Annotated in this window: 11 protein-coding genes and 1 pseudogene; 7 read left to right on the plus strand and 5 right to left on the minus strand. The window is 67.9% G+C overall.

Annotated features, from left to right (window positions below; all coding sequences use genetic code 11):
- Positions 1-137 precede the first annotated feature (137 nt).
- Positions 138-989 (minus strand): annotated as a pseudogene (locus FNV62_RS20985) (class E sortase).
- 188 nt (positions 990-1,177) lie between these two features.
- On the opposite strand from FNV62_RS20985, the gene FNV62_RS20990 reads away from it, so the two are divergent.
- Entirely contained in the window at positions 1,178-2,197 is a 1,020-nt protein-coding gene (locus tag FNV62_RS20990) for an SEC-C metal-binding domain-containing protein (RefSeq protein WP_143601761.1), read from the plus strand.
- Positions 2,198-2,462: 265 nt separating this feature from the next.
- Positions 2,463-4,040, plus strand: a complete 1,578-nt coding sequence (locus tag FNV62_RS20995; RefSeq protein ID WP_225900315.1) for a substrate-binding domain-containing protein — start codon at positions 2,463-2,465, stop codon at positions 4,038-4,040.
- Between the two features lie 246 nt (positions 4,041-4,286).
- Here FNV62_RS20995 and FNV62_RS21000 read toward each other — a convergent pair whose 3' ends face one another.
- Positions 4,287-4,763 carry a hypothetical protein gene (locus tag FNV62_RS21000; RefSeq protein ID WP_144315517.1) on the minus strand — a complete coding sequence of 159 codons (477 nt, stop codon included), beginning with the start codon at positions 4,761-4,763 and terminating at the stop codon, positions 4,287-4,289.
- Between the two features lie 393 nt (positions 4,764-5,156).
- On the opposite strand from FNV62_RS21000, the gene FNV62_RS21005 reads away from it, so the two are divergent.
- The 5 genes from FNV62_RS21005 (at position 5,157) to FNV62_RS21025 (ending at position 12,551) form a co-directional block, all read left to right on the plus strand.
- Complete coding sequence (locus FNV62_RS21005; protein WP_144315518.1) at positions 5,157-6,737, plus strand: ATP-binding protein; 1,581 nt, start codon at positions 5,157-5,159, stop codon at positions 6,735-6,737.
- 119 nt (positions 6,738-6,856) lie between these two features.
- Positions 6,857-9,745 (plus strand): Z1 domain-containing protein, encoded by a 2,889-nt coding sequence (locus tag FNV62_RS21010; protein ID WP_144316505.1) that lies wholly within the window; start codon positions 6,857-6,859, stop codon positions 9,743-9,745.
- Positions 9,746-9,799: 54 nt separating this feature from the next.
- Positions 9,800-10,210, plus strand: a complete 411-nt coding sequence (locus FNV62_RS21015) for a very short patch repair endonuclease (protein ID WP_144316506.1) — start codon at positions 9,800-9,802, stop codon at positions 10,208-10,210.
- Positions 10,198-11,193 carry a DNA cytosine methyltransferase gene (locus tag FNV62_RS21020; RefSeq protein ID WP_143601764.1) on the plus strand — a complete coding sequence of 332 codons (996 nt, stop codon included), beginning with the start codon at positions 10,198-10,200 and terminating at the stop codon, positions 11,191-11,193. Before FNV62_RS21015 ends, FNV62_RS21020 begins: the two co-directional genes overlap by 13 nt.
- 11 nt (positions 11,194-11,204) lie before the next feature.
- Positions 11,205-12,551 carry a DNA cytosine methyltransferase gene (locus FNV62_RS21025; protein ID WP_143601765.1) on the plus strand — a complete coding sequence of 449 codons (1,347 nt, stop codon included), beginning with the start codon at positions 11,205-11,207 and terminating at the stop codon, positions 12,549-12,551.
- 18 nt (positions 12,552-12,569) lie between these two features.
- On the opposite strand, the gene FNV62_RS21030 is transcribed toward FNV62_RS21025, so the two are convergent.
- The 3 genes from FNV62_RS21030 to FNV62_RS21040 are packed head-to-tail and all read right to left on the minus strand — an operon-like array spanning position 12,570 to position 16,597.
- Positions 12,570-13,448 carry a DUF6339 family protein gene (locus FNV62_RS21030; protein WP_143601766.1) on the minus strand — a complete coding sequence of 293 codons (879 nt, stop codon included), beginning with the start codon at positions 13,446-13,448 and terminating at the stop codon, positions 12,570-12,572.
- A complete protein-coding gene (locus FNV62_RS21035) occupies positions 13,445-14,440 on the minus strand; it encodes a hypothetical protein (RefSeq protein ID WP_143601767.1) in 996 nt (331 codons plus the stop codon). Before FNV62_RS21035 ends, FNV62_RS21030 begins: the two co-directional genes overlap by 4 nt.
- A gap of 3 nt (positions 14,441-14,443) precedes the next feature.
- Positions 14,444-16,597 (minus strand): helix-turn-helix transcriptional regulator, encoded by a 2,154-nt coding sequence (locus FNV62_RS21040; protein ID WP_143601768.1) that lies wholly within the window; start codon positions 16,595-16,597, stop codon positions 14,444-14,446.
- Positions 16,598-17,041: the final 444 nt, after the last annotated feature.

Genomic DNA, 17,041 nt, shown 5'->3' on the forward strand with positions numbered 1-17,041 from the left:
GGGGCCGTTTCCTCGGAGGGGACGGATCTTCGGGCGGGGGTGTTCTTCGGGCGGGGGGTGCTCTCCGGGCGGGGGTGTTCTCCAGGCAGGGGCGCACCCCGCGCGCGACCGTTCCCCTCACGGGCCGGTGATCGTCGTCAACGCGGGCGCATGGACGTCAACTTTCCCCACACCACGAGCCGATACCGGGAGGTGTATTCGGGCGTGCAGGTGGTGAGGGTGATGTAGTACCCCGGCGCGCTGTACCCGTAGGCGGGCCGAACGGTACTGCGCGGCACCTCCCGAATGACCCCTCCGTCATTCGCGGAGGTCTGCGGAAGCGTCTTGTCGACGACTTAGACGTAGCGCCCCGCCGCCGTCTCGACATCGATCTCGTCCCCCCGCCGCAGCCGGTTGATGTACCGGAACGGCTCCCCATGAGTGTTCCGATGCCCCGCCAGCGCGAAGTTCCCTGCCTGCCCGGCCTGTTGGGTGTGCGGGTAGTGCCCGACGTACCCCTTGTTGAGGACATCCCGCTTGCCGACCCCCTCCGCGACCGGCACACGAAGACCGAGTCGGGGAATGAAGAGCACGGCGTACGCCTGGGACGACCGGGGCGTTCCCCGAGCCCGCCCACTCCCGGTGGACGCCCCGGAGCCACCCCCGCCGGACGCCCCGGAAGCACCACCGGAGGACGCGCCACTCCCCGCACCCGACACCCCCGCCCCCAGCTCCTGCCCCTCCTCCTTTCCCTTTCCCTTTCCCTCCGCCTCCCCGCTCCCCCACTCCTTCTCCAACGCCTGGACCTTCCTCTCGGCGTCCTCCCGGGCCTGCCGGTTGGTCCACCAGAGCTGATGCACGACGAGAAGCAGGAGAAGGAGACCGACGGTGACGAGCACCTCGCCCCCGCCCCACACCACCCGCCGGTACGCGGCCCGCCGCCGCCGAGTGCCGTGATCCACGACGCCGGGAGCCCCGAGGCCGCGCCGCACGATGCCGGGAGCCCGCATACCGATGCCTCGTCTCCTCGACTGCCTCGCCTCCTTGACCGGGCCCGCAAGATAAGGGCTGCGCCCCGAACTCACCAGCCCCATGACCGCCCGAACCGTTCGTCGGCGCCCAAGGGCAACGAAGAGATCCCACCCTCTGGCCTGCAGGTATCTCTCCCTCGAACGGCATCGGCAGTACGGTGTCCCCCATGCGCCCCGACACGTCTGCCGAGCACGTCGACCACAACGCCGAAGCAGCGCGCCTGGAGCGGACCGCAGGCCTCTACCCCGAGGACGCCGAACACCTGCTCGTGCAGGCCGCGGCCCACCTCGAACTGGCCGGCGACCGCCCCGGAGCCACCGCGCTCTACGACCGCCTGCTGTCGTCCTCGACGCCCCTGGAGCATCCCCACCTGGTCCGCGCCCTCAAGGCGTCGAACCTGTGGGAGTACGGCCACGAGGCCGAGGCCCGGGCGATCATCGACGGCATCCGCACCGCGTCTCCCCGGGACCCGGCCCCCTGGGTGATCGTGGCCGAGGCCCTGGAGTCCCACGACGAACTGGAAGCGGCGCAGGAGACGTTCACCCAGGCCGCGCAGCTCCTCCTCACGGAGACGTCGGAGCCCCCGTACGCCACCCACCCGCTCCTCTTCGGCCGCCACCGCGTCCGCCGCATGCTGGGCGCGGCCCACGACGACTGGGACGCCCTGGCCGACACCCTCCACTCGTCCCCGGTCTCCCTCGACGAACTCCACGACCCGAAGCGCGTCTGGTCCCTCGGCTCGGACAACCCCGCCGAACTCCAGGCGGAGATCTCCCGCCTGCGGGCGGAGCTGGGCACGTTCAGGGAGGCGCTGTCCCGCCCGTTCCCGGTGGCGATCCTGCACTGGCCGACGACCGAACTGACGGAACTCCTGACGGCGTACCCCACCCTCACCTCGGAGTACCCGTCCCACGAGGAACACCTCGCGACCATAGAGGCCTCGCTACGGGAACTGGCGACTTCCGGCACCCCGAACCTCGGCATCGTCACGGGAACCGTCCCGTCCTACGAGGCCTTCGCCGCCTCGGAGGCCTCCTCCCCGTCGGACGCGACCCTGCTCCCGCAGTACGCGACGACGCTGGCGGCACGGGGGCTGGCGGTGGCTTGGCCGCCGCAGCGGGGCGTCGAGTGCTGGTGCGGGTCGGAGCGGGGCTATGGGGAGTGCCACGGAACCACCGCCGACTAACGCGACCCTCTTTCCCCCGGCTCCCCCGGCCTCGGGGCCGGGGGTACCGGGCGTCATCAGCGTGCCCTCCCGGCCCCCGAAGCCATGCCGTCGCTCCGTTCGGCTGACGTCGCTCGCTCGGCAGACGTCGCTCCACTCGGCAAACCCCGGGTGTCCCAGATGACGCCCCGGTGAAATCAATCGCAAGGATCCGAGCACCCCCGGCACCCCGGCAACGCGCCCGCCACCATGGCCCTCCCAGCCCCTTCTTCCGCGGGAGTCGACCGTGAACGGTTCCTGGCAACTCGCGTTCGCCGTACTGGGCTTGGCCCTTCCGGGGATCGCGGCGCTCTGGGAGTTCGTCCTCGTCGGCCGCAAACGGCTCGGCTACCGGGTCCAGATGGACACGACCGCCCGGGACGAACGCGCCTTGCCCTACGCCGGGGTGCTTCAGCAGATGCAGCGGACCAACGGCGGGCCGCTGCGTGACCCGTCGTTCGTGCTGCTGCGGATCGAGAACAGCGGCTGGGCCCCCATCGTGGAGAACAGCTACCTGGCGCCCGACCGGGGCCACGCGGGCATCCAGGTCAAGTGCCGGGGCCGCCGCGTCGTCGGCATGGTCGTGACCGAACTCAGCCGCAACGAGCTGCGCGGCTTCTTCACGCCGAGCAGCGACGACCAGCACCCCACACCGCACGTCCCCGGCCTCGGGGTCACCGACGGCGTCATCGAACTGCCCAAGGTGAAACTGAACCGCGGCGACCACTACAAGGTGCTGGCGGTCCTGGAACGCGAGGAGAGCTTCACGGACGAGGAGTTCCCCGAGCCCGAGGTCGTCGCGAGCATCGTGGGCGGAGTACGCCGCGGGAAGATCAAGAAGACCGAGTACTACCCGTTCGCCTCGAAGCCGGTCAGGTGGGTGCTCGCCCTCCTCGTCATGGTCAGCGCCGTCCAGTCCATCCTCACGTTCACCAGGCACGATGCCACGGCCGCGCCACTGGACTGCGCCACGGGGACGCTCACCCTGTCCGGCTCCACCGCGTTCGCGCCAGTGCTCCAGGAGGCGGCGAAGCAGTACCACAGGACCTGCCCCGACGCCTTCATACCCATCACCAACGACACGTTCCACGGCAGCGTGTCGGGGCTCGACGCCCTCGCCGCGGCCGGCCGGAAGGCCAAACCGACGGGCAGCCAGGGCCTGGGTGACCGGCTGGCGTTCAGCGACGGGCCCAAGAGCGACGGCCGTCCGCAACTGCTCCCCAGACCCGTCGCCCTGTCCCTGTTCGCCCTGGTCGTCAACAAGGACGCCGGCGTCCAGGACCTGTCCCTGAAACAGATCAGGAACATCTACGCCGGAACGATCACCAACTGGAGCCAGGTGAAGGGCAACAACGTGCCCATCCACCTCGTCAGCCGCAACCCCGGCTCGGGCACCCGGACCACGCTGGAGCACCAAGTACTGGACAACAAGCCCCTGTTGGCCGTCACCGCGAACGACTGCACGGCACTGGACGTGAACAAGCCCGGCCGCTGCGAGGTCAGCGACACCGAGACCCTCCTGAACACCGTGGCCTCAACACCCGGAGCCCTCGGCCACAGCGAGGTCGGCGCCGCCACCGCACACGACGACGTCCAGCAGATTCGCATCGACGGCTACCCGGCCACCCTTGAAGGCGCGGACGAGGGCGCCTACCCGTACTGGCAGACCGAGTACGCGTACACCTACGGAGAGCCGCCCGCGAACTCCCTCGCCGCGGGCTTCCTGCGCTACCTCGCCAACGAGGTCGGCAAGGACATCATCCGCTCCCACGGCAACCGCCCATGCGCCGAACTGGCCAAGCCGCTGCTCTGTCGCCCGAGTTAGCCTCGGGATTTCACGTGGCTCGGTGTCGGGGCGCGGTCACCGACAGGTGGACGGTGGCTGATCCGCCGTTTCCCAAGTTCGCAGGACTGATCACTCACGGGCTCGTCGCCGGGTTTGTCAGGCGACACAGTGGCCCACGCCGGCGCTCTGTCGGCGGAATCACCACCGCGGAGAGCCCATGATGCCTGCGCTGCAACCTTGGTTGCGTCCTGAGCAGTGGGGTACCAGGTCCCGTCTGATCCGGTCCTACTCGCGTGTCGCGCCCTCTGGCCACAGCACCCGAACCGGGACCCGTTTCCGTTCGGCGTACGACACCACATCGGCAGTGCCCCCGTACCCCCACGCCGGTTTCCCGTCCCAGACGGCGAACAGTTCCTCGGCCAAGCCCACCAGGACCTCGCTGCCCGCCATGTGCGCTTCCGAGTCCGACGCCGTCATGCCCGTGTGGTGCACCCGTGCCGCACGACGCATCAACTCGTCGTGGACCGGCCAGTGACTTTCCGGGAGACCTTCGCGGTACCGCTCAGCGGGAACGACGACTTCGAGCTCTCCACCACGCTTCAGCACCGCCTCCGCGAACCACGCGTCCGGGCCATCCGCGATGCACGAGACCCCCACCAATTCAGCGGCATCGATTTCGCGAACAGCCACCTCAAGAAGCCGGCGAACCTGCCGCTCAACGTCTCGGCTCAAACCCCGATGCCCGGTAATCCCCACACGCATGACCGATCCCCCTCCCACAGGTAGACGCCATGAAGGCGTGCATCGAAATCCCGCACCACCTTGGGCAGCGACAACAACGACAGCGACCGGCGGACCGTACAGGAGCGTTCAACGATCCGGCCGAAACGCTACTGGAGCCCCGTGTCCAGCGCCCGGGAAGCCGAGGCGAACGCCGCCTCAATCCCACCGCCGCGAGGAGCACCTCCCGACCCTGGACGGCTCCCCCACGCCTCCCGCGGTTCGCCCCCCGGAACGCATCCAGGGACATCGAGCGCATTTGTTCCGATCCCGTTACTCCTTCACAACTCGCTCACGCTAACGTCACATGCAACCAGCTGAACTGGCATGCCCGCTCGCTTCCCGGGCATGTCCCGGCCCGCGAGGAACACCTGTATGTCGCCCTACCAACCGTCTTCGGACTGGCAATTCGACGTACCCACCAGCGGAAGCAAGCGGCTCCCCCCGGCGGCCAGGTCGTTCGAATCGCTCGCGCACCAGGGCTACGGCTTCGAGGCGGCCATCGCCGACCTGATCGACAACTCCATCGACGCAGGAGCCCACAGCGTCGTCGTGAGCTTCCTGCGGGACACCGGCGAGCTCGGCGGACGGGACCGCCTCGTCGGCCTGCTCGTCATAGACGACGGCCACGGCATGGACGAGACGAGCCTGGACACGGCGATGACCGTCGGCGGGCGCGAGAAGTACGCCGCCGGGGCCCTCGGGCACTTCGGCGCCGGGCTGAAGGCCGCCTCCCTCTCGCACGCCGATGCGCTCACCCTGATCAGCCGGACCAAGAGCAGCCCGTCGGCCGGCCGCCGTTGGCTCACCGCCCGCGCACAGGCCGACTTCACCTGCGACATCGTCGATGCGACGTACTGCCAGGACCTGGTCGACCGCTACGACGGGATCATCGACTGGCACGGCACGATCGTGCGCTGGGACCAGGTCCGCGCGTTCGAGACCATCACCACCGGTCAGACCGACCGCTACCTCAATGACGCGATCGAACGGCTCGAGACCCACCTCGGTCTCCACCTCCATCGCTTCCTCGCCCGCGATGGCTTCCACGTGGACATCGTCGTCGAGGATGTCCACACCCGGGAGGAACTCGACCACCGGAGCGTGGAGCACATCGACCCGTTCGGCTATCGGGTCCCGGGCCGCCCGGGATATCCCCGTACGTACGTCGCGCCTGTCGAGGGCGTCGGTGGCGTCGCGCTCACCGCGCACATATGGCCGCCCAAGTCTCCCTTGGTCGCCTACCGAGGCATCGGCCCGCTCGCCGAGCGTCAGGGCTTCTACCTCTACCGCAACGACCGACTCGTCCAGGCCGGCGGTTGGAACGACACCCGCAGCCCGGAGGGCCACCTCGCTCTCGCCCGGATCGCCGTGGACCTGCCGCCGGAGCCGAACGACGTGTTCGCCCTGACCGTCAAGAAGGACGGCGTCCAGGTCACGCCGGCGTTCGCCCGCGGGCTGGAACAAGCGGCCGACCCCACCGTCGGCCACAGCTTCACCGAATACATCCGTGAGGCGGAGACGACCTACCGCGAAGCCGCCAAGCGGCGTACCGAGGTCAAGCGCATGGCCGTCATCCCGCCCGGCAAGGGCATCGACCCGAAGCTGAAGCGGACGCTGCGGGACGAACTGCCGCAGCTGGAGGGCGATGACCCCATCACCTTCACTTGGGCCAAACTCGGTGTGCCGCCCGGCGTCGACTCCGCCGAACTGGTCTTCACGATCGACCACAAGGAGCGCTTGGTGGTCCTCAACAAGGACTACCGACACGCCTTCAACGGTGGCCGGCGCGGGGGCTCGAACGACGCCCCGGTCCTCAAGAGCCTTCTCTATCTGATGCTCAACGAGATCTTCCAGAAGGAGCGGGTCTGGGCCAATCAGACCGACAAGGTCGCCCTGTGGAACAGCGTGCTCGTCACCGCGGTACGGGCCGAACTCGCCCGCACCGAGGGTTAGTCCACCCCTCTCCCCCGCATCTTCCCGTACACCAGAGAGGCCACCCAGCCGCTGTGACCGCCAAGAACACGCCCGCGCCTGACCGCGTCACCGACCTCCACGGCGAAGTCCTCGACGCGATGAGCAGGCGCGGCCCCAAGCACTTCGCCAAGCTCGCCTTCGCGCTCGCCGACACCGACGAACCGTCGGACACGGACATGATCAGCTTCCACGACCGTATCGTGGCTGCAGCCCCCGGCGACGACCTGCTCGCCCTCTGGCACCGCAAGCTCACAGCATGGGACTTCGAACACTCCCCCACGTGGTCGGCCACCGCGCCACGCACCCCGGAGCGCCGCGCCGAGGTCTACGACAAGCTCGCGTTCGAAGCGGATCTACGCAAAGCGTTCGACGCTGCGGTCCCGGTCCACACGGAACCGGGTCCTGTCACCATCAGCCGCGAGTTCCAGCCCTGGTACACCCGGGGGCAGGCAGCGAACCGCTCCTTCTACTGGACTTCGTACGAGCGGCTGCTGCGCCACAAGGGCTGGAACGACGCGGCGGTCTCCGGTCTGGACGAGGCCGCCCATGCGGTCGTGGAACGGCTTGCCGACCCCACACGTGACGACCCTTATGGCGCGCGAGGCCTCGTCGTCGGCTACGTACAGTCCGGCAAGACCGCCAACTTCACCGGCGTCACCGCCAAGGCCATCGACGCGGGCTACCGCCTGATCATCGTTCTGGGCGGCACCCTGAACCTGCTGCGCGGCCAGACCCAGCGCCGTCTCGACATGGAACTGATCGGCCAGGAGAACATCCTGGGCGCCGCCGACCCGAACGACCCGGACGCCCTGGTCGGCATCGACTACCAGGACGACGAGGACTGGCCCTCGAAGTTCGTCTCGTTCGGTGCCCGCCCCTCCATGCTCGGCGCCTTCGACATCGAGCGTCTGACGTCTCGCGACCGCGACTACATGTCGCTGGAACGCGGCATCAGCGCCCTGGAGTTCGAGAAGCCGGATCGCACCCGTGCCCTGTACGACCCGGCGAACCTGCATGCCGCCCGCGCACGCGTCATGGTCGTCAAGAAGAACAAGTCGGTGCTGGAGAAGCTGGTCAAGGACCTCAAGAAGATGGGCCCGATCCTCGGCGAGATACCGGCCCTGATCATCGACGACGAGTCCGACCAGGCCTCGGTGAACACGACGGACCCGAAGAAGTGGGAGGACGGCAAGGTCACCCGCACCGCGATCAACGGCCAGATCAGCAAGCTCCTCAAGCTCCTGCCGCGCGCCCAGTACGTCGGCTACACCGCGACTCCCTTCGCCAACGTGTTCATCGACCCGGGTGACGAGGAAGACCTCTTCCCTCGCGACTTCCTGATCTCCCTCCCCCGCCCCACGGACTACATGGGTGTTCAGGACTTCCACGACCTGGACCCCGTCGACGACAGCGAAGGCGAGGCCGAGAAGAAGCATGTCCGGGGCATCTACGACTCCACGGGCGACCGCCTCCAGGAAGCCTTGGACGCCTTCATGCTCACGGGCGCGCTGAAGCTCTACCGCGAAGCCCACGGCGTCCCCTCCGACGATTTCCGGCACCACACGATGCTCGTGCACGAATCGGTCCGCATGGCCGAGCACGCCACGCTGGCCCAGCGCATCAACACCATGTGGGACAAGGCCGCGTACACGGGCCCGGAGGGCCACGCTCGTCTGGCGTCCCTCTTCGACAAGGACTTCCGCACCTACGCGGACAGCTCCCTGCCCACTCCCGCTACGTACGCGGACCTCAAACCACACGTCAGTGATGCCCGCCAACTCATCAACAGGGGCGGCACCCCCGTCATTGTCGTCAACGGCGAGAGCGAACGCGACTACGCCCAGCCCGACCTCGACTTCGACCGCACCCCGAACGTCTGGAAGATCCTCGTCGGCGGCACCAAGTTGTCCCGAGGCTTCACGGTCGAGGGCCTGACGATCACGTACTACCGCCGAACGACGCAGCAGGCCGACACTCTGATGCAGATGGGCCGCTGGTTCGGCTTCCGGCCCGGCTACCGCGACCTCGTGCGCCTCTACATCGGCCGCGAGGAGGCCCTCGGCCGCGGTCGCAACGCCAAGACCGTCGACCTGTACGAAGCCTTCGAGGCGATCTGCCGCGACGAGGAACTCTTCCGTGCCGAGCTGGCCCGCTACGCGCCCTTGGTGGACGGCCGCCCCCAGGTCACCCCCGCCCAGATCCCACCCCTGGTGACCCAGCATCTGCCATGGGTGAAGCCGTCGGCTCGGAACAAGATGTTCAATACGGAGCTGGTGGAGGTGCGGTCGCCCGGGACCTGGGTGGAGCCGACCGCCTACCCGGAGGCCTCGGAGGGAATGGCCCACAACACCGAGTGCTGGGAGCCGGTGCTCGCCGCGCTGAGTCAGGACCCGGTGCGCCTGTCGGTCGGGGACGGCCCCGAGTACGAAGCGCGCGTGGGGACGATCTCGCACGACACGCTGATGAAGGTCCTGTGCGACCTGCGGTGGTCGATTCCGAGCCAGTTCTCGCCGCACCTGGAGTTCCTGCTGGAGACAGGGCAGCAGGAGACGACGATCGACGACTGGCTCGTGATCACTCCGTTGCAGACCTCCGCCAAGCGCGTGGAGGCTCGCATCCTGGGGCACGGCCCGTTCACCCCGGCCCGTCGTACTCGCCGGCGAGGCTCTCTCTTCGGCGCGCTCAGTGAGCCCAAGCACCGTGCCGCCGCCCTGCGCGTCGCGGGCGCCGTCGAGACGGCCGGGAACACGACGGTCGAGCAGCACGTCCGCCCGCGCCGAGGCGCGCTGCTGCTCTACCCGGTGATCGAGTCCGAGCCGCGACTCGCCTCCGACGGGGCGATGGCGCCTGGCGATCTGGTGATGGCCTTCTCTTTCGTCGCCCCGAAGTCGTCGGCGGGATCCGAGCGCCCGCTGGTCCGGTTCCGTGCGATCGACTCCAGCCGGCAGGATGCGATCGTCATCGATCGAGACGACGTACGTATTTGAGGTCCGACAGCATTGGACAACGTGAGGCCCTCCTCTCCCGGCGTCTCCGCGCGCATGTCCCGACAAGCCAGCAAGGATACGAGCGCCGAACTGGCTGTACGGCACCTCCTGCACGCGGCGGGCCTGCGCTACCGCGTGGAGTACCCGGTGCCCGGCATACCCAGGCGACGGATCGACGTGGCCTTCACCCGTGCCAAGGTGGCCGTTCTGATCGACGGCTGCTTCTGGCACGGGTGCCCGGAGCACGCCACGCAACCGAAAGCCAACGCCGAGTGGTGGCGTACGAAGCTCGACCGGAACATGGCCCGCGACCGGGAGACGACGGAACACCTGACCGCGCAGGGGTGGATGGTGTTGCGGTTCTGGGAGCATGAGACTCCCGAGGAAGTAGCCGTGCGGGTGAGAGCGGCTGTGGAGTGGCGTCTGGCAGAACGCACGAGGAGGGGGAAAAAGTGGGGGATCTGACCTTCGTCGATGTGTGCTCGGGAGCGGGCGGCCTCGCCCTCGGACTGGAGCAGGCGGGGTTCGAGCCGCGCCTGCTGCTGGACGACGACGAACTCGCCGTCAGCACACTGCGGGCCAACCGGCCGCACTGGAACATCCTTCAAACTGACCTGATGGACTTCGACCCGGCCGAGCATCCCATGAGCCACGACGTGGACCTCCTCTCGGCCGGCCTGCCACGAGTGAAGTCCAGTGCGACTGTCGGACGCGCCGATTCGCGTGCGGAGGAACAGTTACTGAAGGCCACGATCTATCTAGTCCATGCGATCAGGCCTCGTGCGGTACTCATCGAGAACGTTCCCGGGCTCGCGCACTCGAGCGCTTACCAGCAGTTTCGTGATTTCGCCCGGGCCGAACTGGCCCACCTCGGCTACGAGTTCAGTTGGTTCGTCGTGAACGCCGTCGACTTCGGCGTACCCCAGAACCGCAAGCAGGGCGTCCTGGTCGCCATCGAGCGGCAGTGGGCCGAAGCGTTCCGGCCTCCGACACCGACCGTGCAGCAGCCGGCGACGGTCGGTGCCGTTCTGGGGCCGTCCATGGCCTCGCGCGGTTGGCAGGATGCTGCCCGTTGGGCCGCCCAGGCCGATCGACCGGCTCCGACTCTGGTCGGCGGTTCGAAGAACCGGGGCGGCGCGGACCTGGGACCGACTGGTGCCAAGCAGACCTGGGCGACCATGGGTGTCAACGGTCACACCGTGAGTGACGACGTTCCCGACGCGGACTTCGTATGGGATCCCGAACTCGGCAGGGACAACATGGTGAAGATCACGGCTGGGCAGGCGGCGCTGTTGCAGGGCTTCCCCGAGACGTGGGAGATCACCGGGCGCAAGACTGCCCGATACCGCCAGGTCGGGCACGCGACACCACCGCCGGTGGGAGAGGCACTGGGGAGGGCTGTCGCCGCAGCGCTGATTCTGGATCCAGCAGTCCCCGCTGCCGGCTAGACTTCCGCCACATGACCAGCACGGCGTCCCACAAGGCCATCCTCGACCAGCCTTTCGTCCTCGACCTCTTCGCAGGTCCCGGAGGGCTGGACGTCGCCGGTCACTCGCTCGACATCCCGAGTCTCGGTATCGAGTGGGACAGGAGCGCGTGCCTGACCCGGTACGCCGCCGGGCTGGACACCCTTCACGCCGATGTGAGCGCGGTACGCAGGGATGCCTTCGAGTCATTGCCGCCGGAGATCAACGTGCTCGCTGGTGGCCCTCCGTGCCAGACGTACTCAGTGGCCGGGCACGGCGCCGGGCGCCAGGCCTTGGACAGGGTCAAGGAGTACATCGAGAGGCTGATGACAGGCGACTCCGACAAGGAGATCGACGAGGAACTCGGGGCTCGCCCCGATCCACGCACCGGATTGGTCCTCGAACCTCTCCGGTACGCGATTCAGGCAACGCGGAGCCCGAACCGTGAGAACCGACCGTACGACGTCATCGTCCTGGAACAGGTCCCAGCAGTGGCCCCGCTCTGGGAGCACTACGCCAAGGTGCTGTCCGAGACAGGGCTCCCCGATGGGACCAGATACAAGGTTGTCGTCGATGTTCTCGACACCGAGACCTACGGGGTACCGCAGACGCGGTCTCGCGCGGTGTTGATCGCTCGGCGCGAAGGCCTCGGTGAGCCCTCGCTCCCCTCCCCTACACACCGTTCCTACGATGCGAAGGAATGGAATCGGAAGAACGGGACGAGCGCACCTGACCAGGTCCGTCAGCCGACCCTCGACGAGGGCAGCACGTCAGGGGACGACGAGGACAGGCTCCCCTGGAGGTCGATGCATGATGCCCTCTCGGACCCGGTGGGCTCGCATCCAGGGCGTGTCGCTCCCTTCCTGGTCCGCTCGAACTACGGGAGCTCCGGAAACCCAGGGAGGCGTGGTGTGCGCACGGACAAGCAGCCCGCCACCACCGTCACCGGCCGCATCTCCCGCTTCGTGGTCTTTGAGCACCTCGACGAGAACATCGTCTACGAAGGCCCGCGGTTCAGCATGAACGAAGCGGGGATGCTGCAGAGCTTCCCGCCGGACTATCCATGGTCCGGTACGGCTCAGGCCCAACAGGTGGGCAACGCCGTACCGCCCCTCTTCGGTGCGCACCTACTGAGCGCCGCTCTCGGGTTCCCCAAGCCGACTCCGGAGGCACTGAGAAAGCCCTGGCAGCCGGCCACGGAGGAGCAGCGGGCCAAGCTGCGAAACAATGGCTGCGGGGCCGCCGACAACTGCACCGACAAGTGCCCGCAGGCCAAGGACCAGGTGCCGCCGCCCTCATCCATGCGCCTGTCTAAGAGCAAGAAGACGTCAGCGAAGTAGTCCGAGCCCGGCGCCAGGTCAATCCCCGAGCTTCCTCCCCCTGACCGGCGCAGTCTCGAACAGCTCTGCAAAGTAGCTGGTGAGCGCAGCCACGGACTCCTCCGGGACAGGGTCCTCGTCGGGCCCCTTCGGGAGTTCGTACCGCTCGACCGGTGGTGCCGATTCCGCTTCCGCGATCCAGTCGCGCAGATGGGCGGGGTCACGGGGCCGGTCCGGCCCGAGGATGTCGTAGATCAGGGTCGCGCCGGCCGCGTTGATCGCGACGCTGAGGCCGAAGATCTCTCGCCCGGTGGTGACTTGCCCCCGTTGCAGTAGGCGGACCAGGGCCTGGGCGGTAGGTCGGTGGTCGATCAGCTCCATCCGGAGAACCGTGTGGATAAGGTCCTGGTTCCCACAGGCGGCCGCGACCGGCTCATAGTCCGGTCCGTTCCGGAAGAGCTCAGCCGCCCACCACAGACGGGAGAAGCACTGACGGTCCGCAGGGCCACGGAAGCGTTCCGCGGCGATGCGCCTTTCCGGCCTCTTCGCCGTCGGCTCCGACAAGTGCCGCCACGCCACGTAGTCAGGGGCCACCGCCAGGGCCAGGTGGTTCCACAGACGCTTGTCCGCTGCTTGTCGCCGCGTCAGGCGCAGCGTGGCATGGAGTCGTGGCGCGAGCCATGCGTCGGCTCGGGTGCGGTCCTCCCGGAACTCGAACATGGCGTCCTCCACCAAGCTTCGGATCGGCTCGACCCACCACCTGGCGTCGTCCTCAGGAAGCGGCTCGACGACCTTGGCGAGATCGATGCCGCCGTGGACCTGCTCACCTTTGAGCAGTTCCTCGGTGAGGAACGGATCGACGGCCGAGGTGGCGAGCAGCGCCAGGCGCTCCGGCACATGGTTCGGTTGGGTGATCACGTCTCACTCTCCCGGTTCATCTGTTCCAGACTGCGGATGACGTAGGCGAGCGCCTTGGTGGCATCGGCACGGCGGATCGCCGCGTAGTGGATACGGGTCTGGAGCTCGACCCAGCCCGAGTCGCCGGTGCGCCGGCGATGGACCTGTCGCAGAGCCTCCTCGACATGGACGCCGGGAACGACGTCCGGAAGCATCTCCCGGAGCACCTCGCCCTGCCAGTCGGTCGGGAAGACCGGGCCGCCGCCGGGCTCCACCTCCAGATCGCCGATGGCACCGTGGAACACCGCGGTCCACACATCGGTGGCCATCTGCGCGACCAGGAGGTCACGCACCTTGATGTCCACACCCGAGCTGTTGCTGTCCAACAGACCGATGACACCCTCGACATCGGTGTTCACGAACACGGTGGGGACCCTGGCCGAGGTGTCCACGATCCAGGGCGCATCGGCGTAGGCCTGCAGCCACTCCCTGGAGCTTTTCCGGAACGACGTCGTCTGAACGTCCAGTTGGAGACCGCGGACCGGCTCGTCGGAGACGGTGTCGACGATCCAGCTCCGGTCGGTCTCGGCGATCGATCTACCGCGTACTCCGTCCACGGTCCCGACGGCGTACACGGCGAGGGAGGCTCGCCCCAAGTGGTCGTCACGGAGCAGTTCCACGGAGCCCGACCAGTCCCGGCCGTCCTGCGCGTCACACGTGAGCGCCATGGAGGTGCGGACATTCGTCTCGCCGTCCGTCAGCACGGCGAGGACACACAGATCGGACCACGCCGCGTCCGGCGCGTTCGCCCCGGGTGGCAGCGTCGCCGAGAGGCCGATCGTCGCGCTCACCCAGTCCGTGTGACCAGCGATGCCGAGCGCGACGGCCTGCTGCTGGGTCGAGTACGCGGTGGTCTCCAACTGGTCGCGGGTACCGTCGGAAAGCCTGAGGGAGACCGAGGTCACCCTGAGCGTGATCGGCCGGTTGAGCCTCTTGTACGGGTAGATCTTCACGCGTCACTCCCCCTTGCCGGCACGGAGTTCGAGGACGAGACGGGTGAGCGTGGTCCTGACCGGGTGACTGGTGACATCCGTGGACCCTCGGAACTTCGCGCGACGCACACCGGGGGTGAAGCGCAGCGTCCCGTCCTCCACCTCACAGCCCTCGACGGCCACGAGCTCCGCCCAGTCCAGCTTCGGGCGGCCGCCGGAGCGCACGTCCAGCTGGGCGACCGGCACCATCGGGACGACCTCGTCACCACGCGGGATGCTCACCTCCGCGGTGATCTGCCACTCCCCGCCGTCCCCGATCGTCGCGTCGAGCGCGTCCAGCACCGGAACCACGGGCCCGGCGGGTGCCTTGGCCTTGGGCTTTGTTCTCACGGTCAACGCCTTGCGCACGGCCTCCCCGCCCTCACGGCTGCTGCGCTTCGGCCGTGCGACAAGTTCCCTGACCGCATTGTTGACCTCGGCGCTCAGTGCGCTGATCCGCCGATACGCGGACGGGGACCAGCGCAGCGTCAGCTCCTCCGTCTGTCCCCAGCGGTCGTGCTCAGGCGGTTCCGCCGCACGCAGGAATTCCTCGGCCTCCTTCGCGAAGGGGGCCGCTTCCCCGGCTGCCTCACCCACCAGCAGAACGGCCTGGAAGGGGTTGGTCCCGAGCGGCAGCCTCTGAACCCCGGTCCTCTTGACGGTCATGCGGTTGCCGCGCAGCGAGTGCACCTGGTTCTTTCCCCCGTCGCCGTCCCTGTCCCCCTCGGCCTCGGTGACCAGTAGGACCGCCTGGTGGGTACCGAGCGTCCCATGAGCACCGCCGGAGGGCGGCAGCTTCAGCGGCACGCTCCGCGCCGCCACCTGCCCGGCCTCGGTGAGACGATCCACCGTGGTGCCCTCGTAGTGCGCCCTGAGGGCACGAGTCCGGGCGGGCTGCTCGACGGACGGGTCCACCTGCTTCTCCGGCACGACCTCCTTGCCGTTCTGCAAAGCACGGACAGAGACCTCCAGAAGGGGGAGCCTGCTGCCGCCGCCGGTCATCGCAGCCCAGAAGTCACGTCCCAGTGCCTCTACCAGACGGCCGTGCATCTTGCGGATGTCACGCGTGTCCTCGTCGCCCTCCTCGTCACCGATCGACTCGTCATCGGCGTCGGACGTGTTCCCCTCCAGACTGGCCACGTCGTGCGCGCCGACGATGAGGAAAGACGTACCGGGTTCGTCGCTCTCTCTGGCCAGATGCAGGCGTGCCACCGTCTCCTCGTCCGCCCACCATGAACGGGCGACCATGGCACCAGGTGAATCGGGGTCGGGGCGCCCGAACCATGCGGGGCCCGCGTACGACTCGCCACCCACCTCACGCCAGGGCAGTTCCAGACGGCCGATGACCCGTCGCTCGGTACGGCCCTCGTGGGCCACGGAGAGGGTGGAGTTGATGAGTACGAGTCCGAGTGCGCTGGTGGCCCACAGCGTCGCCTTGCCCAGGCCGTACGAACCACCCGCGCCGGGGCCGGACTTGAGGCTCTCCAGTTGACGTCTGACCACGGCGGCGAACTTGCCGTCCGCGTAGTCGTCGCCGATGAGCCCGGAAGCGTTGTAGTCGTCGACACGCAGCAGGACCAGACGGCCCTTCTCGTACATGTCGCGCACCCCGGCGTCCACGACCCGACCGACCTTCTGATTACCGGCGGCCTCCGAGACGGCGGAGTAGTGCGGGAAGAGATCGTTCCAGAGGATCGCCTCGCGAAAGGAGTCCAGGGCCTCACCGGTGAGCTCGTGCAGGGTGTAACGGACCCGGACCGGACGACCGTTCTCCGTAAGGCGCTCGTCCAGGCTGTTCTGGCAGGTCTCGCGGGCGAGGACCTGCACGTCGGCATCGAAGGCGAAGGCAGCGGCATTGCCCAGGTCACGACCACCGTCGGAGTAGCCGGGACGGTGGTACCAGGTGACCGGGAGGCCGGCCTGGGTGTCGGTGGTGCGGGTGTGCACCGTACCCACGTCCGTGCCGAGTGCCTTGGCGATGTCCGTCATGACGGTCGGGCGAGGAGTCGACCTGCCGGTGATCCACGCGGACACGGCGGCCCGAGTCAGCTGGAGCTCGTCGGCCAGTTCAGCCTGTGTCTTCCCCGCGAGCTTGAGCTGTCGGGCCAGCCAAGGCCCGAACTCCTCACCTGTCTCCACGCGTCACCTGCTCTTCCTCGGAGTCCATGCAGATCGTGTGCTGTGGACCACGAGGTTAATTTGACACGCACGGAAGCGTCAACCAACAGTTGATCGACCTCATCGCTCGGACCCCTTTGACTCGGTGTCCAAGTTGCCTCGAATGACCAAGTCTCTCCACTTATGCGCCACTTCCATAATTGGAGCCCCCAACTCCCCCCGGATGAATGGGAGTTGGGGTTGCACCTTCGGGTGACTCTCGATACGGTTGTTGACGATGGGGACCCCATCTCGCTCACGAAACCCGAAATCGGGAAGACTGGGCGACCCGGGGAGAAGTGCACCCAAATTCAGCCCCGCAACAGGAGACCGAGGCACACACCAAGTCGCCACTCCACCACCGCAGAAGCATTTCGACGAAAGGGCTGGCGACACCGGGCCAACACCCACTAATGTCTTCAGCCA

It is taken from the genome of Streptomyces sp. RLB3-17, assembly GCF_007113425.2.
GTDB lineage: Bacteria > Actinomycetota > Actinomycetes > Streptomycetales > Streptomycetaceae > Streptomyces > Streptomyces mirabilis_D.